General features: G+C 44.8%; 22 protein-coding genes and 1 tRNA gene. 14 read left to right on the plus strand and 9 right to left on the minus strand.

Translation table 11 applies throughout. The features are described 5' to 3' along the window. Positions 1-292 precede the first annotated feature (292 nt). The 5 genes from J7J01_03520 to J7J01_03540 all read right to left on the minus strand — a co-directional run bounded on the left by J7J01_03520 (position 293) and on the right by J7J01_03540 (position 3,875). Positions 293-955: an ABC transporter ATP-binding protein gene (locus J7J01_03520; protein ID MCD6209958.1), complete on the minus strand. Its 663-nt coding sequence runs from the start codon at positions 953-955 to the stop codon at positions 293-295. Next, complete coding sequence (locus tag J7J01_03525; protein ID MCD6209959.1) at positions 952-2,169, minus strand: hypothetical protein; 1,218 nt, start codon at positions 2,167-2,169, stop codon at positions 952-954. Before J7J01_03525 ends, J7J01_03520 begins: the two co-directional genes overlap by 4 nt. A 5-nt stretch (positions 2,170-2,174) precedes the next feature. Next, positions 2,175-2,822 carry a YIP1 family protein gene (locus J7J01_03530; protein MCD6209960.1) on the minus strand — a complete coding sequence of 216 codons (648 nt, stop codon included), beginning with the start codon at positions 2,820-2,822 and terminating at the stop codon, positions 2,175-2,177. 371 nt (positions 2,823-3,193) lie between these two features. After that, entirely contained in the window at positions 3,194-3,526 is a 333-nt protein-coding gene (locus J7J01_03535; GenBank protein ID MCD6209961.1) for a hypothetical protein, read from the minus strand. Between the two features lie 184 nt (positions 3,527-3,710). Then, positions 3,711-3,875 carry a hypothetical protein gene (locus tag J7J01_03540; GenBank protein MCD6209962.1) on the minus strand — a complete coding sequence of 55 codons (165 nt, stop codon included), beginning with the start codon at positions 3,873-3,875 and terminating at the stop codon, positions 3,711-3,713. 409 nt (positions 3,876-4,284) lie between these two features. On the opposite strand from J7J01_03540, the gene J7J01_03545 reads away from it, so the two are divergent. The 8 genes from J7J01_03545 (at position 4,285) to J7J01_03580 (ending at position 10,745) form a co-directional block, all read left to right on the plus strand. Continuing rightward, complete coding sequence (locus tag J7J01_03545) at positions 4,285-4,926, plus strand: hypothetical protein (protein MCD6209963.1); 642 nt, start codon at positions 4,285-4,287, stop codon at positions 4,924-4,926. Positions 4,927-5,109: 183 nt separating this feature from the next. Further along, positions 5,110-6,099, plus strand: coding sequence for a thiamine-phosphate kinase (gene thiL / locus J7J01_03550; protein ID MCD6209964.1), 990 nt, complete (start codon positions 5,110-5,112; stop codon positions 6,097-6,099). Between the two features lie 378 nt (positions 6,100-6,477). Then, complete coding sequence (locus J7J01_03555; GenBank protein MCD6209965.1) at positions 6,478-6,576, plus strand: hypothetical protein; 99 nt, start codon at positions 6,478-6,480, stop codon at positions 6,574-6,576. A 17-nt stretch (positions 6,577-6,593) separates the two neighbouring features. After that, entirely contained in the window at positions 6,594-6,758 is a 165-nt protein-coding gene (locus J7J01_03560; protein MCD6209966.1) for a DUF1670 domain-containing protein, read from the plus strand. A 118-nt stretch (positions 6,759-6,876) separates the two neighbouring features. After that, a complete protein-coding gene (locus tag J7J01_03565) occupies positions 6,877-7,617 on the plus strand; it encodes a DUF1670 domain-containing protein (GenBank protein ID MCD6209967.1) in 741 nt (246 codons plus the stop codon). 596 nt (positions 7,618-8,213) lie between these two features. Then, on the plus strand, positions 8,214-9,665 hold the full coding sequence (locus tag J7J01_03570; protein MCD6209968.1) for a hypothetical protein: 1,452 nt from the start codon (positions 8,214-8,216) through the stop codon (positions 9,663-9,665). A 45-nt stretch (positions 9,666-9,710) separates the two neighbouring features. Then, complete coding sequence (locus J7J01_03575) at positions 9,711-10,394, plus strand: hypothetical protein (protein MCD6209969.1); 684 nt, start codon at positions 9,711-9,713, stop codon at positions 10,392-10,394. 15 nt (positions 10,395-10,409) lie between these two features. Continuing rightward, positions 10,410-10,745: a hypothetical protein gene (locus tag J7J01_03580; GenBank protein ID MCD6209970.1), complete on the plus strand. Its 336-nt coding sequence runs from the start codon at positions 10,410-10,412 to the stop codon at positions 10,743-10,745. Positions 10,746-10,768: 23 nt separating this feature from the next. On the opposite strand, the gene J7J01_03585 is transcribed toward J7J01_03580, so the two are convergent. Beyond that, the gene (locus J7J01_03585; protein MCD6209971.1) at positions 10,769-11,956 is read right to left on the minus strand and encodes a site-2 protease family protein; all 1,188 of its coding nucleotides are present in this window, start codon (positions 11,954-11,956) and stop codon (positions 10,769-10,771) included. A gap of 72 nt (positions 11,957-12,028) precedes the next feature. Here J7J01_03585 and J7J01_03590 point away from each other — a divergent pair, with 72 nt between their 5' ends. Continuing rightward, positions 12,029-12,319, plus strand: coding sequence for a PRC-barrel domain-containing protein (locus J7J01_03590; protein ID MCD6209972.1), 291 nt, complete (start codon positions 12,029-12,031; stop codon positions 12,317-12,319). A 30-nt stretch (positions 12,320-12,349) separates the two neighbouring features. Then, a complete protein-coding gene (locus tag J7J01_03595) occupies positions 12,350-13,126 on the plus strand; it encodes a hypothetical protein (protein MCD6209973.1) in 777 nt (258 codons plus the stop codon). A gap of 14 nt (positions 13,127-13,140) precedes the next feature. Here the strand turns inward: J7J01_03595 and J7J01_03600 are convergent. Next, positions 13,141-13,215: transfer RNA gene (locus J7J01_03600), tRNA-Ile, on the minus strand. 56 nt (positions 13,216-13,271) lie between these two features. Further along, positions 13,272-13,898 (minus strand): hypothetical protein, encoded by a 627-nt coding sequence (locus tag J7J01_03605; GenBank protein ID MCD6209974.1) that lies wholly within the window; start codon positions 13,896-13,898, stop codon positions 13,272-13,274. Between the two features lie 344 nt (positions 13,899-14,242). Between J7J01_03605 and J7J01_03610 the strand changes: the two genes are divergently transcribed. The 3 genes from J7J01_03610 to J7J01_03620 all read left to right on the plus strand — a co-directional run bounded on the left by J7J01_03610 (position 14,243) and on the right by J7J01_03620 (position 15,473). Further along, positions 14,243-14,449, plus strand: a complete 207-nt coding sequence (locus J7J01_03610; protein ID MCD6209975.1) for a hypothetical protein — start codon at positions 14,243-14,245, stop codon at positions 14,447-14,449. 547 nt (positions 14,450-14,996) lie between these two features. Further along, entirely contained in the window at positions 14,997-15,311 is a 315-nt protein-coding gene (locus tag J7J01_03615) for a hypothetical protein (protein MCD6209976.1), read from the plus strand. 6 nt (positions 15,312-15,317) lie between these two features. Beyond that, positions 15,318-15,473 carry a hypothetical protein gene (locus J7J01_03620; protein ID MCD6209977.1) on the plus strand — a complete coding sequence of 52 codons (156 nt, stop codon included), beginning with the start codon at positions 15,318-15,320 and terminating at the stop codon, positions 15,471-15,473. Between the two features lie 121 nt (positions 15,474-15,594). Here the strand turns inward: J7J01_03620 and J7J01_03625 are convergent, their stop codons facing one another. Further along, complete coding sequence (locus J7J01_03625; protein MCD6209978.1) at positions 15,595-15,996, minus strand: TIGR00270 family protein; 402 nt, start codon at positions 15,994-15,996, stop codon at positions 15,595-15,597. Between the two features lie 58 nt (positions 15,997-16,054). Here J7J01_03625 and J7J01_03630 point away from each other — a divergent pair, with 58 nt between their 5' ends. Further along, positions 16,055-17,299 carry a proteasome-activating nucleotidase gene (locus J7J01_03630; GenBank protein ID MCD6209979.1) on the plus strand — a complete coding sequence of 415 codons (1,245 nt, stop codon included), beginning with the start codon at positions 16,055-16,057 and terminating at the stop codon, positions 17,297-17,299. Positions 17,300-17,624 lie beyond the last annotated feature (325 nt).

Genomic DNA, 17,624 nt, shown 5'->3' on the forward strand with positions numbered 1-17,624 from the left:
TGGTCTTAAGTTTAAGTTCAAGTTCTAGTTCAAGACCTTTATCTTTTCCGACCCCCTGTAAAGAGCGGTAATGCCCTCACCCTCAAACACCTGAAAGACACGCCGTATCGTCAAACTTAAAGAAAGTTTGATCAAAATGCTTTGCTATTTCTGTGTAAGCTCGTCTTTTCATGGTCTCTCCCGTCGCGTTTGATAGAAGTTAGCCGTAGCGCGGGGTTATGAAATTAGCGAAATAAAATTAAGGCATTTAACATGACTTTACCAATTGCACTTATATTATCATGACCTGTAATTATATTACTCTCCCGTCCACAAGCCTGAAGGTCCTGCTCGTATACGAAGCAACCTGTGGGTCGTGTGTCACCACGATAATTGTCTTTCCTCGCTCGTTCGTATCTTTCAGGAGTGCCATAATATCTTTGCTCGTCTTCGAGTCCAAATTGCCTGTGGGCTCATCTGCGAGTATTATATCAGGATCATTTGCCAGTGCACGAGCGATTGCAACGCGCTGCTGTTCGCCACCTGAAAGTTCGTTTGGCTTGTTCTCACCTAAACGAAGGTCAATTCCAACAGACACAAGAAGCTCTTTAGCCTTTTTCTCATGCCCGTCCAAGCCCTTCAGTATCAGTGGATACTCTATGTTCTCCAGTGCAGTTAACGTGGGGATAAGGTTAAATTGCTGAAACACGAATCCGATTTTATCGCGCCTTAGCCTCGTTAATTGGTCATCCCCCAGTCCATTGATATTTTCACCACCAATAACAACCCTCCCTCGGGTTGGCGTATCCAGACAGCCGATGATGTTAAGCAAAGTTGTCTTTCCGGAGCCTGAGGGCCCCATGACAGAGATAAACTCACCGGCTTCTATGCTCACAGTAACGTTATCAAGCGCTTTGATGCTCCCACGTGGAAGTTCATAAACTTTTGTTACCTCTATAAGCTCCACTACTTTCATCGTTTCTTCCATGAATATGCAATCAGACCGATGACCACTATCGCAATCACAACGAGCATAACAATCATCGAAACTGGCAACTTTCCTGAACTTGTCTTTCCCTGATGGCGTTCAATCGATATGTATTCGGTCTTTGAGAACTTATTTCCATCTTCATCTTTGTATTCTATGATGAGCGGCACCTGTGTCCCATTTTCTCCAACTTTCACATCCAGTTCAAAACTGCTAAAATCGTCTGGACTGAGCAAGCCCACGAAATAGGCTTTGTAGGGGTTCATTGCTTCTATGCCTTCTGCATCGCTCACTTTCATAACCACGCTCTTTGCTTCTTTTAAGCCTGCATTGTTTATGTCTCCAGTGATTTTATACGCGTTCGTCCCCAGCATGGGTTCTACCTCAATCCCGGTGAGGACGAGTTCCGCGCGCTTTTTACTATCCGTCACATTCAACGGCACGCTTAAATCGGCTGAATGATAGTTATCTCCGTTTTTAAACTCCAATACAAAATTCAAGATATGAGCGCCATTTGTTTGCGGTGTAAAGTTAAAAGAGGCGACTTTTGTTTCGTCTGCTGAGAGCGCTCCTAAGAAGACTTCAGAAGGTATCACGTTTTTCCCCATGGTGACAATTTTCACGGCTGTAACGGTGTTATGTCTGGGATTGCCGACAGCAAGCTCGATTCTTGCACGCTCTCCTTTAAATATGTCTTCCGGTATGTCCCTAACACCAATGGTTAAAGAAGAACTGTCCACAGTCACGGGAATGGAATATCTTATATTTTGAGCGTCTTCCCCAGCCACCAATATTTTCAGATAATAGATACCATCGGGACAGGTCGCTTTTATTGTGAACGTGAGGTTTAGACTTTCTCCAGGTCCCAATCTACCGATGTTGAAGTAAGAGTCGCTAAGCACTTTGATGTCACGACTTAGCATTCGTGCATCTTTTATGTTCACGCTTTTAGCCGATTCCATGTTCTTCACTGTCACGGTTACCGTTCCAATATCATTGTACATAAGCACTTCTGGACTCACCTGGTAGCCTGCAATCATAATCGAGGATTCCTGCCCCTGTCCATGTTCCTGCTCTTCTGTACCTAAACCATAAACGCCATCATATGCACTGACGCCGGGTATCGCAAATGCAAATGCAAATGCAAAGACAAAAATTACCATGAAGAACAAGAAAAGAAAAATGGGGAACGTTTGTCGCATTCACATCACCACCCCAGCATCTGATATACCGAATACAGGATATAAGCAGCTACTGGTATGGCAACGGTAATCAATGCGTTCTTTGTTGAGAGATTCCTCGCATGTTTCAGCCCGAAGACCCAGATGTTCGCACTCCACAGCATGAAGAGCATGCCAACGGCAGAAGAAAGCATCATCATCGGACTTTTCATCAGCGGTGCAATTACTTCTTTGATCTTTGTTGGGTCTGTTGTCGTTATCGCTGGAATCTGCGCGGTTGTAATGAAATTATAGACAAGCACGAGACTTATCAGTCCACCGATTATTGTAGGGATATAGCCGTATCCAACGAATTCGAGTGTTCGGCTAAACTTCCCTTCACCTTTGAATATGCAGGATATGCCAAAGAATACCGCTGCGACGATTAGCCAGATAATGAAAGAAAATATTACAGCTCCAATAGCAGTGCTAATGGGCATGAACGACATAAAGCCCTGCGCTTCTGGCGGGAGTGTTTTTGCCATTGCTTCCATCATTATGCTGCTCGACAAAAAAGCAGATATGCCTCCGATTATCCCACTTATCAAAACGATAAACACAGGTATCTTCAGATTCTCCCTTCCTTTCTTCCTCGTTTCAAAAAATTTGTTTGGATTTGTCAATACTTCTAACATTTTTCTCCACCTTTAGGCTGTCTAATAAATACTAAACAACCAATAGATAATAAGTATTTACTGCATAGATATAAAAGAAAAAAAGAAAAGACCGCTTCTTCTTTTTAAGACCCTTCTGGTTTAATTATAAACATAAGTATAATCTGAAGTTCCGTGAGTTCCTGACGCGTGGCCAAATCCTTCTGCTCGTAATATCGTTTAGCCAGCGCATGTGCATTTTTGGATAGTTCCGAAACTTCCCGGTGACCCTCAATCTCCCTCTCAATGTATCTAAAATCCTTTCTGATTTAGCTTCAAACGTTTGCCATGAGCTTACAGGTGTTCCAATTGGTTTAGCCTGCATTTCCACCTTCTCTGTCCGCTTCAGTGCATCAGCATAAGAAATCCCCGAATTCTATTTCATACTTAACTACTTTTACAGGCGTATTTTTCACTTTAAATCTTCTGAAGCCCTCACCAGCACCTTTCGTCTTGAAAACTTCCTGTGTTATGAGAAACGCCAACTTCTTTCCCTTCTTGAGGTAGCGGTCTGCGGCAACGTAAGTAAAGAGCATCGAGAAACCCTTCTCACCCGCACCAAGTCGAACATCCATGCTGCTTAGCGAGAAAAGCCCATATTCCTTCCACAATTTGAGTGTTGCATCTCTGTAACCCTCTGGCAGGTAACCCCAGCGAACCCACGGCGGATTACCCACCACACACAAAAAAAATCAAACTTACCCATCAGCAAAGGTGCAAACGAATTCTTAAGTAATCGTGTCCAGATCCTGTTCTTGCCGCTCTTCTCCAATTCCTTTATTTTAGTGTAGAGTTCTGTTAAAGATGCCAAGTTCTCTTACACCCAACACGTTTGGCAGTAAGTTTTTTTTTTTATCTATTTCTATTCACTCATTCTCCTGTGAACTTCATCTTCTTGCTCACCAGAATAGAATCTGCTAAATAAACAGGAATCTCTACACCCTCCTTTGGGATATGCCTGATTAAATCACCCAATGCGATTACATAATTCGCTCTCGATGCCAGCACCGCTAACGGGTTCAAAATCAATGCCAACTATATCATGCACTATTTTCCACAACAACTCCCGCTTATCTGTTTTACCATCTCCCTCCTTCTACATTATCCCTAAAGAATTATATCCTTTCTTAGCACAGGTTCTTTCTTTAGAAAGAAAGTGTTGCATCGAATCCTAAATCCAATCCCCTGTCAGATTTTCCCATCACGCATCCCTATTTTCATTCGCTAAAGAAAGAAGTTTTTTAGCTGGTCACCGCACACCGCACCGTTCAACTTTGCTTATCCAGCGGCTTCTCTGCTTTGTATCCCGCTTCATCTTACTTCAACCTCCCTCTTAAATCTTAAAGTATGATCCAATTTTCGAGCTTGATAGCGGGTGTTTTATCGTTCATCTTGTTGAATTATCAATAATTGCGTATTTAATTAGAGGGGGTAAATATTTGCAATGAGAGCTCAAGAATTCAGTCTGAAGAGGGAACTCCAGAGAAAGGCGGTACACGGCACTTCCGTACTGATAGTCATATTTTACTACTTTCTGCCCAAGGAGGTAATATTGCTATCAATGACCCTGTTCTTGATACTATCCCTGGAGGTAGAGTTTATCAGGCTCGACCTGAAGCTAAAATTACCATTCTTTCACAAACTTTACCGGGAGAATGAGAAGGAGAGATTGAGCGGCAATGTTTTCTTCCTCATAGGTGCTATAATAGCTATTAGCGTCTTTTACAAGGAGATTGCCATAGCCGCTATACTGATGACAACGATAGGAGACGCATTCGCAGCTATATTCGGCAAGCGGTTCGGCAGGAGATGGATACCGATACCAGAGCTGAAGGACAGGTCTGTAGAGGGTTGCATAGCGGAGTTTGGCGTGGACATGCTCATAGGGGTCGTCTTCTTGAACTCGTATCCATGGTCATGGCTGCTAATACTGGTAATGGCAGGGACAGCGACGATAGTCGAGACAGTAGTCAATAAGATAGATGATAACCTTTTAATTCCTTTGTTCTCAGGTTTTAACGCCCAGGTCCTCACTTACATAATTTCGCATGAATACCTGTCCTTTTCCTTTCTGCCAATAGCTTAGCCTTAGCGAAGAAGAAAAAACTACGGGATTTACCCTCTTTTTTCTTATTCACAAAGCTGTCCAACAATTACCAAACAAAGTCAAGATAAACATTTTTAACTATTCTCACTCTTACTTTTTATTACATGCCGGGGTAGGTGTAAAGGTGTAGAGGTGTAGAGGTGTAGAGGTAGAGCTATAGCTATGCGTAACAGTCATAAGCATTTTATAGAAGAACTTGGCGAGGTAGGTCTGATAGAACGAATAACCAGGCGATTTAAAGCGAGCAATGAAGCTGTAACAGTGGGTGCAGGAGAAGATGACTGCGCGGTTATAGACCTGAGAAGTGCAAAGGCAGGCTACCACTATCTCGTTGTTACCACAGATACAGTCCAGAGTTCCACACATTTCCCAAGTGGCATCTCACCGTTCCAGATGGGCTGGAGCGCGGTTGCTGTGAACCTGAGCGACATAGCGGCGATGGGTGCTCACCCGTTTGCGTTCGTTATTGCAATGGGCATTCCTGAACATACGGATACAGATTTTTTAGATGCGCTTATGGCAGGTATAGAGGCATGTGCATCAGCATACAATGTTGTTGTGGTTGGAGGTGATGTAACAAGGAGCAAAGAGCTTATCCTGACGGGTACGTGCTTTGGATTTGTGAGCAAACCGGTGAAGAGGTCCACTGCTAAGGTAGGGGACCTCCTTGGTGTGACAGGACGCTTAGGAAATGCCGCTGTGGGCTTGAAGATAATAGAAGAGGGTATGAATTTTTCAGATGATCTCAAGGTAGCCGCGAAACGAGCTCTGTTTCAGCCCATAGCGCGCGTAAAGGAAGGAATAATCCTCGCAGACTCCGGTATGGTCACTTCTATGATTGATATAAGTGATGGACTCGCACTTTCACTTGCGGAATTGGGGCGACGTAGTCATGTGGGATTCGAGTTATATAAGGAGAAAGTGCCTGTATCGAGTAATGAGGTACCATTAGAACTTGCCATTTACTATGGTGGCGACTATGAACTACTCTTTACGCTCGATGCCGGAATTAGCGAAGCGGAGCTGAAGCGGCTGCAGAATGAGGTGGATATGAGTATTATAGGCAGGGCAATGCCACAGGAGGCGGGCATATACTTCAGAGAAGGCACAAGCAGGGAAGCGATAGCTATAAAGGGCTATCAACATTTCTGAGACGATACCAATCTGTAGTATTAGGTTATGTTTAATATTACCGAAAGACCACTCAACTGTCTCTTTATACCTCTTGTACTCCTCTTTCCCCTTAAATGTGAATGTTTTTCCTGTTCCAGCACCAGCAACAATAATTTTCTTTTTTCCACATATAATTCCCCGCTATCGTGGTGGTAGATTGGTACACCATTTCTGGTGTCAAATTACTATTAGGTCATATGACCTCCTCTACATAGCACATATGTACAATACGACATAAAAAGGTATTTCGGAATGAGAGGAGGCAACAGGGTTACACATGAAGTCTGGGACCAAGGGGGTTATCGCTTATGCAGGAGGACATTACAGCAAAGCTCTTGAATTGCGGCGTCAGAAACGGTGAGGCGAGACATTAAGGAACTCGTAAAGCGCAGCGTGATCATTCCAACACGAGCGCAGCAAAAAGACATTGGTCCACAGGCGTATCACACAAGGTAGAAACCGTCAGGCTTTTCATGGAGCGAAGAACCTACACTGAGATTGAAAGGGCACAAAAACACACTCTAACGGCGATCAAGCGCTATATCCTGACTTTTTCCCGTGTTGCGTATCTTACAGAAAAGGGCTACAATAAAAGAAATCGCTTTTCCCGTCCAGGTCTCAGACCGATTGATACGTGATTAGCAGGCGTTATACCGCAAATACAGAGGAGACCCAGCGTACAAAGACCGATTAGACAAGATACTGGCGTTGAACTCCGTGGATCGTGAGCCGTGTAAGGGGGGGAGAGGCGACAATTTGAGCATGAATACACAGCAGAGCATCTATGCACCGCTGCTGGATAAAACGTTTGAGACCGCGGTATCCAGCTTCATATCGGCTGAAATCCCTAAGTTGGGCGGACCAAAGGTCATCGGGCTGTTGGTCAAAGAACTGAAGTCCATCGTTGAGCAGTACTATCCACCGATAACAAATCTCAGAATGGAGCAGATGCTCTGGTTCGCAGTGGCAAAAGAGGAGAAAGGAGGTTATGGGAAGTGCATGAAGGATCTCCGATTGCGTCCCGTTGTCCTATCGGCGGTCACTTATGAAGAGAAGACACCAAGAAGAAAGTGGAGAGCGTCCCACAGAAGGAGGTTCGAAAGAGTGCTATTGCAAGGATGTTACATGAAACGGACAAGCAAGGTGGAACACTGGCTGAGACTGACCTATCACCTATCACTCATCCTCTCGTGCTCCACGACGACCATCCATAGGAATATCACCGAATACGAACGTGAGAACAGCGTGGTACTGCCACGCAGGGGCACCGTACATGACCTGGGTAGAAGCACAACGCATAAAAAGATCATCAGTGAAAAATCGCTCCGGGCTAAAAAAGCTACGTCGGACATCGCAAGGAAAACTCACCACAGTCCCAGTGCCGTCGATAGATATCTTGGCAATTTCGACCGTGTGCGATTCTGCCTTAAGAAAGGATTGTCTGTGGAAGAGACTTCATTCATAACGCAGCTTAGTAAACGAAGGCGGAGGTGGTGAGAAAGAGAATGTTAATTAAGTATAGGGATGAGGATGATAAACATAGTATGGGTCATATGGCACTATTAGTGTTATAATAATCGCGCAATGGAAAATACGATTACTATGTTCTTTATAGACACGGCTATAATCCCAGAACGAAGCAGTGGGTGTCTCGTTCTTACTGGCCTTGGACCGAAGGGCACCCGTGGGAACCTGAATATCTTAGGATACCCGGACATAAAGTCAATAGAAGAGTTTTAAGAGAGATTCATGCAGAAGAAGACTGGGCATGTGATATAAGTGGGGGTGGTGATTTCAATGACCCTTTTGACTTCACTGACGGAATTCAAACTCAACGAGTTTGTTATAAAGCCCTATAATCACGATAGCCCCCTGTTTATGTGTTCGTGTAACTTAATCTTAACGAATTCATCATCGTAGGTCGAGCCGAAGTTTTATCATATACTGATCAGTTTCAGCACTCAATCGTGAAGAAAGAATGCCCACAGGATTGGATAGGATTGGATAAGATGTAATGAATGAGCAAAAAGTTTTATATACTATTTCCCTTCTGGTATGGTATAGGATCGGGTAAGGACGGCAAGGGGAGGGAGGTGAGCTCGTGCGTGAAAAGATGGAGATATAGGTTAGCACCTCTTTTAAGTAAAATCCCAATGGTTGAACGTCCAAAAAGGCATGTCCCTCTCGAAACACGACTTCTGCTTACTTTCGCCATACTCATTCTCTATTTTGCCCTGGGCAATATCCCCCTCTTCGGGCTATCACCAGAAGCGATAGACCTCTTCGGTAGATGGCGAGCACTCTTTGCGGGGCAAAGATTCTCACTCAGTGCTGTTGGTATTATGCCAATCATAAATGCTTCGCTTATTTTACAGATTTTAGCAGGTCCAAAGATAATGAAGCTCGACTTAACCAATCCAGAGGACCAGGCATTTTATCTGAACATGCAGAAACTGCTCGTTCTTTGCTTCGTACTTTTCACAAGCTTTACTTACGTTAGGGGGTTTTATATGCCCAATCAGGATATAGCATCACAACTTGGTGTATCTCCGCGGTTCATTTCATGCTTGCTCTTCCTTCAGGTCTTCTTCGGGGGGATGCTCATATATTATATGGAGGAAGTGGTGTCGAAATGGGGTATATGCTCTGGAGTGGGGCTTTTTATCGTTGCCAATATTTCGCACCAGATAATTACAGGACTTATAAGTCTAATACATGATGCCGGAGGATGGGCGGTAGGCGTGATACCGGGATGGATAGAAATAGCGAAGCAAGTGGAGCCATACGAGATGTCCGAGGCTGGAATGGTTTTCCTCTTTCAACATCACTTTATCGCACTTATCGCAACAATCGCTTTGTTCTTCCTCGTGGTTTATCTGGTGTGTGCTCGTATAGAGATAAGAATACCGGGATATTTGAAAAGAAGAGCAAGCAGGGGTAGAGTTAAATTTCCAATTAAGCTTGCGCACTTTTCGTATGCGATCGTTGTTCCACTGGTGTTTTTCAATTTGGGCATGGCACTGCAAGCGGGCATACAGGCTCTGGGAAGAGTGCTCTATTCACATGGGACTACAATTTTGGGTGTGTATGATGAAACAGGAACGGCAGTATCAGGTTTAATGTATTATCTGAGTCCGATTTATGGACTCATGGATTGGTTCCCCCCTCTCATGTCAGTACCACACGCGGGCTGGCAAATTGCGGTAAGAGCAGTAGCCAATCTGACAATAGTGGTCATAGGTGCAATGATAATCGCACTGCTATGGCTAAAATTATCGCCAGGGCTGGAAACGAGAGATATAAGAGCAATGGTTCGCGATTCTGGACTCCCTATTTATGGTCATAGCCGGGGCTTAAAAGTGATAAAGAGGGCTGTGGAGCGATATACTATAAAGATTGCAATGATGGGTTGTGGTCTTTTAAGTGCTTTGCTTGTAATTGCGAATATGTTCGGCACCCTTGGTGCAGTAAGTGTATTGTATCTTACCGTGGCTGTGATCGTTATTTACGGTATTTATGAAGAGATTACTTCTGGGTTGGTGTAATACAATAAAATAAATGCATCTGATGTTAAATTATTTGTAAATCCAATGCCCAGCTTCTTCTTGCTTAATGTGCACTTACAGCCCGGGATGCCTGCTGATGAGATGCTCCGAGCTGCGCGGAGATTCGGGTATACCGCCATATGTGTGTATAACAGTAACAATAACAATGAAGTGATCATGCCTTCACGTAACCTTAACCCATATATATACATGGGCATTGAGATAAGGACTGATTCCATAACTGAATTGAAGCGAAAGTTGAGGCACTACTGGTCGAGAATTCCGCTAATAGCGGTTCATGGTGGTGAAGAGAAGATAAATATGGCAGCGGTGAAAGACTACCGGGTAGATGTGCTGACACATCCGTGTGGAGAGAAATGGAAAGGGAAGGAGTTGAAGCATCAGATTCTGATGCTGAAGTATGCAGCGAAGAATGGCATTGCCATCGAATTCAATCTGAATCCAATAATAAAGAGCAGGAGGAGTGAGCGGGTACGTATCCTGAAGCGGCTGCATGAGAATTTGAAACTCATACGGAAATACCATGTTATGCCACTGTTAACCACAAACAACCGCTCCATTTATGACTTGAGGGCACCACGGGAGATGATTGCGCTCGCATCGCTATGTGGCATGGAAAGAGAGGAGGCAATAATGGCATTGAGCGAAATCCCCGCTGGCATACTGACGAGGCGGTGGAAGAAAGGAAGAGAGGTGGAGCAATTATAATTTGTTGGCATAACTATGAGGGAAAAGAGGCGGTATCTCCTGTTTGAAGCTATATGTGATGGTGAAGTGGGTAAGCATGAGTTACAGAATGCCATTTGGGATTCTATTTATTCATTATATGGCGATACAGGGGCGAGCGAGAGTAGATTATGGCTGGTAAACTACGATTCGGGCATTGGGATTGGGGTTTTGAGATGTGCGCATAGAACAGTAGAGGAGGTGAGAGCAGCCTTAGCATGTATTCACTCGGTGGATGGTGTACGAACAGCTATCCGAGTGATTCGCGTCTCAGGCACACTAAAAGGAGTAGGGGCAAGAACGAGAATGAAAGCGGGAGCGCTTAAGAGGTGAAAGGTGAAAAATTGAGTTGATCGTCATCTACTTTCTATTGCACCCGCACCCCCGCGCAGCATTTCTATATAAATAGAGAGGTCCTTCTTCGTTATTATCCCTATGAGCTCCCCTCCTGCTTCCTCTATCACTGCTAGGACACTCTTTCTATCCTTCAACATCCGTTTCAATGCTTCTGATGCCGGAGCTTCGCTCAACAGTGCATCATGAGGACCATCATAGGGTATCATCACGTCAGAGACGTGTAGAAAATATCGCTGATCATAGGGTATCTTCTTCACTGCGTCGAGCGTAACAAACCCTTTTAAGTCGCCTCTTGCATCCACTACTGCATATTCGGTTATTTTATCCGTAAGCATAGCATTCACGAGCTCCGAGAGTGTGATATCCTCCGGCACTGTTGTCCGTTCGGTCCTCATCACGTTCTTCACTTTTATACCATCCAGTATGGCAAAGGTAGCAGTCGCTCTCTCCTCCTCCGTCGCTGCCATGAACAGGAAGATAGCCAGTAGAGGAAGCCATAAGTTCGGACTCCATTTACCGGTCAGGATGAATGTGAAAGGGTCGTATGAGAAACCCATTATGACAAGAGCAAATGCAAATAGCTTGCCTATAAATGCCGCTCTTCTCGTCGCTTTTAAAAATGTCATTCGCTTAGCGAGAAGCGCTCTCAGTATACGACCGCCATCCATTGGAAATGCCGGTAATAAATTGAAGACTGCGAGTGCACCATTAAAGAATCCGATAGTCAGCACGAGGATCGCAACAGGACGATATATCGAATTGAGGGCTTTCAGTCCCAGATAAAAGAGGGAAAAGAGCCCCCCCAGTGCTAAACTCATCAATGGTCCCGCAATTGCAATCCTCCATTCCTTATCTGGACTCCTTGGTATATCCTCCATCATCGCCAGCCCACCGAAGAAGAAGAGCGTGATGCTATGTATCTTCGTCCCGAAGCGCATTGCCACGAAAGAATGCGCCATCTCATGGAGCAGTAATGTGAAAAAGAACAGGACAGCAGCAATAGTGGATAGTGTGTAACGCATAACCAGGCTGAGCTCGAGACCACCGAGACCCAGCGGTATACGAGTAGTCTCCGTTTGAGGCCAGTTAGCAAAACTGAAGATAATAGCGAAGAAGATGAAGAGGAAAGTAAAATGCAATCTTATAGGTATTCCCATGAATTTACACAGTTGAATAGACGTTTGCATCTTATTACCCTTATTATCGGTTGAATTTTATATATATAGCCTTTGTCCTTAAATAATATCATGGAGATAGAGTTGTCTTCACTATATGGGCAGGATATATACACGGACAGGGGAGTGTACGTAGGAAAAATAGAGGATGTGAATGTGGACATAAAGGGGAGGCGGATATCAGGGCTGGCAGTGACGAATATAAATCCAAATGCTTTTGATGTGGGTAATAAGAAGGGTGTTATCATCCCTTATCGCTGGGTAATAGCGATTGGGGATATAGTACTGATAAAACATGTGAAAAGGAAGAATAGGGGAAAAAGGAGTGAGAATAAAGGGGAGGGGGAAGGAGAAAGAGCTGAGGAGAATAAGTGAGAGAAGCAATAGAAGAATTAATGATAGCGAATGAACTTCAGGAACCAGAAGCGATATATAGTTGATAAAGAGCGGGAGATATACGCGGGGATAAGAGCAAGCACCCCTTTAATCGTACGTGCAGATGGCAGGAATTTCAAGCGTGTATTGCTTGAGCATAAGTTCCAGAAGCCGTATGACGAGCGATTTGTGAAAGGTATAGTGGATTCGACGGAATTATTCTTTGTTAAGAGTGGCTTTGACCCATTGCTCGCATATATCTTCTCCGATGAGATAAGTCTGTATTTCAGGTTTGTACCATTCAGGGGTCGGATAGAGAAACTGGACTCTATAATTGCCAGTTTCCTTGCCAGTGCTCTTACCATCGCCTTGGATTTTAAGGATCCAATTGCATTTGATGCGCGAGTAATTCCTGTCTGTGGTGATGAAGAAGTGGTAGCATATTTTGCACAGAGACAGGCAGAAGCGTGGCGGAATCATATCAATGCTTATGGATATTACGGCTTGATAGAGAGTGGATTGAGTGCCAGAGAGGCAGAGAAGCGGTTGAGGGGTATGAAAGCAGAGGATGTGCATGAGATACTGTTTCAGATGGGGATAAACCTGAAAGATACGCCGAGCTGGCAGAGAAGGGGGATTATGGTTGTAAGGCATGGCTATGAAAAGGAAGGATACGACCCAAGAGCAGCGAAGAATGTCACTGTCACCGTAACGAGATATAAGATAACCCAGCTGTGGGACCTGCCGTTATTCAATACAGAAGAAGGTGAGAATCTGATCAGGCGGTATTTGAGGGAGGAGGAGTGAAAGCGAAAGCGAAGTGGGCCCGAAGGGATTCGAACCCTTGACCGCCCGGTTATGAGCCGGGCGCTCTAACCGTGCTAAGCTACGAGCCCCTGAATATGTTTTGGGCTTTATCATTAAAAAACTTTCTTTCTATTTTCAATCTCAATTAGCAGAGTTTTGTGCAGCACGTGTTCTTCATCTTACCAGCAAGTACGTCCTTCACCCTGCGAGGAAATCTGCCATTCACTATTATGCAATACATCTTATGCTGTAACAAAAAGCCGGGCAGTGCATTGTCAATGCAGGTGCAGGTACTATCATCGCTCCTCATCGCAATCTTCTTTATATCCACCCTCTCTATTATTCTACCCTCAGCATCCAGAAAACCATCCACGTCCGTTAGTTTTATGAAGCACCTCTCACCAAGTTTATAGGCAATAAATGCTGCTATCGTATCAGATGTGACGTCCCATGTATGAGGCAAGCAGTCATCGGCTTTCAGGATTTTATAAGGCAGTAAGATAGTTACGTCCCTCTCTATTATATCATCCAGACTCTCCACCAGAGGGAACTCACCATTTGCGAGGAAAAAGCCATACTGGTGCATTGCGAGCACAGCCATCCAGTGCGCAGCCTCATCCGATAGTTTACCCGCAAGAGTCCGCACGGTCATTGCGAAGGGACCACCACCGGGAATTATTACCAGTGTTAGATTCTTCTTTGCTGCAAAATCACGTAGAGTGCGAATAATAGCCCTACCTTCTTCTATCAAGCTACCCCCCAGCTTTATCACTCTTATCTGATTTTGATTCTGGTTCCCCATGCCATGATCAATCCAATCAATAGAGGGACGGAATAGAAAAATGTTTAAGTGGTTAATAACCATACAGTGTGATACTTAGAGAGGGGGTGGAGAGAAAAGAGAGAAGCGGTAAGATGGAACAGAAGAAGCTGGAGAAGCTGATCAATCTGTTGATAGTTTTTAGAGTGGTATTGAGAGCAATGCAATGCATGGAGTAACAGGAGACCAGGCTGTGATCAACGTGAGCGTGAATAATATACCACCTGAGATAATTGAGGTTGTGATAACATCCGATACGGTATCGCTGAGTCCATGCCCTTGATACCACACCAGTCATGATAGAAGTGAGTGCAGTTGATGACAACGGTGCTGATGATATAAGCAGCGTAGAACTGACTCCATTGACTGACAGCGTGGATAATGGTGCAAGCAGTAACCTTACGCCATCACTGCCTGTTGTAATGGTATACAATGATACAATGCAAGTAATGGCATGCATGAGGTGCCTGTGTATTGTATTTGAAGTGCACCACACCCAGTAATTCATATATCGTGGATCACTGTTCCATTCGGCACTCCACCCGGGGACTACCATCTTCGGGTGAATGCCACAGACAACAGCACAGCACGAACAGAAACTCTAATACCTCTGTGGCTATTGATTACAACCATCCAGATTTAGGGCATGGGACCCACTGCGCGGGCATTGCCGGAGCGATAGGAGGAATGGAATAGAAGTTATAGGTGTGGCTCCTGAAGCAGACCTGTACGCGGTTAAAGTATTCCCTGATAATTCCAATACAGGGTATGCGAAGGAGACCCAGGAATCAAGCCATGGAGTGATGCAGCATACAATGCCGATATTCTGCGGATAGGGGCTACGGGTAACGCAGGCAATGGAACGGACGCTGTAATTTGCCCTGCGAGATATAAGCGAGATATAAGAATGTGATTGCAGTCGGAGCAACGGATCAGAACGATGAACGAGACCTCGGTCTCATGTCCGATGGTAAGTGGAACAGCAGCGCTGGTCTGTCTATCCAGGATACGATAATACGCAGGTAAGGCAGAGATTGCAAATGACTGCTGATGACCTTGGTACACCGGGTAGAGATGAATGGTATGGATATGGATTGGTGGATGCAGGAAAAGCTGGGAAACCACCAGAAACAGAAAACACCACTTGTGGTGGAGAGTGTCAGGATAATCCATGATAATGGGTCAGCGGAAGATTTAAATATGAGTTTTTATTATGACAGCGGGGAGTATGTGGCGAATGTAACGGCAGTGGATAGGACAGGTTTAAGTGGGTACATTTATGATCACGGAGAGAGCCGAGAAGTGCTGGGTGATGAAGATATGAAGCACGCCGGAGTATCCAACGGTGTGGAACACCGGGAATAGAATATAGTGATTGATATAGAAGTGAATGGGACGGGATTGAGCAGTGAATCGGGTGCCACATCCACACTCATGCCCATAGGCGATGTGATAGCAGTGAGGATAGACGATGAGTATAAGGAACTAGGAACTGGGAGAGCCAAGACGCTTTTACGTGAATATTAATATTTCACCTGATGGGAAAAGCACGGTGGATTTCAAACTCTTTGAACCCTAAGGAACACCCTGAGGTAATTACAGCGGCAGAGTGAGTCTGAGAGCTATGATGCATTCGTATTCATGATACTCAAAGGTAAGGTTTCAGAACACGTTCTATCTTCATCCGTACTTCCTCGGTGGGCGTTATCGCATTGTTCTCTATCTTTCGCAACAATGAATGCTTCTCATTGATCATCTTGGCGAGCTCTTCCTGCTTCAAGCCCGCTTTCTCCCTCGCCTCTTTCACCTTGCGACCATAATCATCCATATCCATATCCATATCGAGCTCTTCTATCTCTATATCCATCTCTTTATGGTGCAGATTTCTCTTCCGTGCAAGCAACGAAGAGCTGTTCTTCTTCTCTGGTTCCACCACAGCAGTTCCATAACGCGCACAGGCTTCGCATACCCTCAGTTTTGAAGTCCCTATCTGGATATAACGCGCATGCCCTTTCTTTATCTCCACGCCGCATATCTCACACTCTGTCATCTCATTCTTCCCCCCTCCGCTCATTATCTATTTATATAGCAGAGTGTAGAAGTAAATAATGAGTGGTAATATGAAGTCAGAGGGCGGCGTTTCGTATGGTGAGGAGTATTCAAGGTTTCTACAGGATAAGATGAGGCAGTTGGAGGAGGCAAACATTCTGCTGCGAGATAAACTGGAGAAGATAGAGCAGGAAAGTAGATATTATCAGGAGATGCGAGTTCGCTATGAGCGAGAGATAAAACGGTTAAGGTCAGAACTGGAGAAATTACGCGCTCCGCCACTGCTGGTTGGGACTATTGTGAATGTGATAGATGATAGGAGGATAGTAGTGAGGAGCAGTACGGGTCCACAATTTGTGGTGACATACACGCAGTATGTGGAGCCGAGCGAGATTGTTCCGGGTGCTCAGGTAGCTCTGAATCAGCAATCGCTGGCGGTGGTAAGTGTGCTCCCCTCTGCAAAGGACCCCTCTGTCTGCGGTATGGAAGTAATAGAGTCACCAGATGTGGACTACACGATGATAGGAGGGCTGGATGAGCAGATAGAAGAGATAAGGGAAGTGGTTGAATTACCGCTGACTGCGCCAGAGCGATTTGAGCGTGTGGGTGTGGAGCCTCCAAAGGGTGTTCTCCTTATTGGATTGCCGGGTACAGGGAAGACACTGTTAGCAAAGGCAGTTGCGAAACGTACATCAGCTACCTTCATAAGGGTTGTAGCCTCAGAGCTGGTACAGAAGTACATAGGCGAGGGTGCGCGTATGGTGAGGGAGCTATTTGCAATGGCGAAAGAGAAAGCGCCTTCTATACTATTCGTTGATGAGATAGATGCAATAGCAGCGAGGAGGATAGAGGATGGGAGTTCAGGAGAACGGGAGGTGCAGCGAACATTGATGCAGTTACTGGCTGAGATAGATGGATTTGATCCCAGGGGTAATGTGCGAATAATAGGAGCTACAAACCGACCCGATATACTCGATCCCGCTTTACTGCGACCAGGACGATTTGACAGGGTTATAGAGATACCGGTACCGGATAGGGAAGCGAGAAAGAAAATATTTAAGATACATATAGCCCGACTGAAGCTGAAGAAGGATGTAAATCTTGATAAACTGGCTGAACTTACCGAGAATGCCACTGGTGCGGATATAAAGGCGATAGCAACAGAAGCAGGAATGCTCACAGTGAAGAAGAATAAGAGAGCGGTGGGGATGGAAGAATTCGAGCATGCGATAAAGAAGGTGATGGGAAGTGAGCCGAGGAACTACCCGATGAATGTAAAAGAGGTGGGGGTGATGTTTATGTGATGAATGCCCCCAACAAAATATTTCGAAATATGCTGAGGCTGCCCCGCAATTACTTTTGGCACTAAAAAATCGCTTCTTTTTATTTGAAGTCCTATTTTCCCTCTTTTTATTCCGTTTTTGAATTGTTGGACAGCCTCTATTGCTCCCTGAACAATTTATTATCCCCCCATGTTCCCTTTTTTAAATTTCAATCCAACACCCGCCTATTTATTATGGCAGCAATAAATAAGCTTACTCGCAAGAACTTCCATATCATACCGTAGATGCCGAAGATACCGAAGATACCGAAGATGAAGAGAACCAAAAGCATAGTATGTGTGAAGGT

It is taken from the genome of Methanophagales archaeon, assembly GCA_021159465.1.
GTDB lineage: Archaea > Halobacteriota > Syntropharchaeia > Alkanophagales > Methanospirareceae > G60ANME1.

Coding starts and splice junctions, on each gene's coding strand:
- J7J01_03520 (MCD6209958.1), bottom strand. CDS start 955: ATGAAAGTAGTGGAGCTTATAGAGGTAACAAAAGTTTATGAACTTCCA.
- J7J01_03525 (MCD6209959.1), bottom strand. CDS start 2,169: ATGCGACAAACGTTCCCCATTTTTCTTTTCTTGTTCTTCATGGTAATT.
- J7J01_03530 (MCD6209960.1), bottom strand. CDS start 2,822: ATGTTAGAAGTATTGACAAATCCAAACAAATTTTTTGAAACGAGGAAG.
- J7J01_03545 (MCD6209963.1), top strand. CDS start 4,285: ATGAGAGCTCAAGAATTCAGTCTGAAGAGGGAACTCCAGAGAAAGGCG.
- thiL (MCD6209964.1), top strand. CDS start 5,110: ATGCGTAACAGTCATAAGCATTTTATAGAAGAACTTGGCGAGGTAGGT.
- J7J01_03560 (MCD6209966.1), top strand. CDS start 6,594: ATGGAGCGAAGAACCTACACTGAGATTGAAAGGGCACAAAAACACACT.
- J7J01_03575 (MCD6209969.1), top strand. CDS start 9,711: ATGCCCAGCTTCTTCTTGCTTAATGTGCACTTACAGCCCGGGATGCCT.
- J7J01_03580 (MCD6209970.1), top strand. CDS start 10,410: ATGAGGGAAAAGAGGCGGTATCTCCTGTTTGAAGCTATATGTGATGGT.
- J7J01_03585 (MCD6209971.1), bottom strand. CDS start 11,956: ATGCAAACGTCTATTCAACTGTGTAAATTCATGGGAATACCTATAAGA.
- J7J01_03595 (MCD6209973.1), top strand. CDS start 12,350: ATGAACTTCAGGAACCAGAAGCGATATATAGTTGATAAAGAGCGGGAG.
- J7J01_03610 (MCD6209975.1), top strand. CDS start 14,243: ATGATAGAAGTGAGTGCAGTTGATGACAACGGTGCTGATGATATAAGC.
- J7J01_03615 (MCD6209976.1), top strand. CDS start 14,997: ATGACCTTGGTACACCGGGTAGAGATGAATGGTATGGATATGGATTGG.
- J7J01_03625 (MCD6209978.1), bottom strand. CDS start 15,996: ATGACAGAGTGTGAGATATGCGGCGTGGAGATAAAGAAAGGGCATGCG.
- J7J01_03630 (MCD6209979.1), top strand. CDS start 16,055: ATGAGTGGTAATATGAAGTCAGAGGGCGGCGTTTCGTATGGTGAGGAG.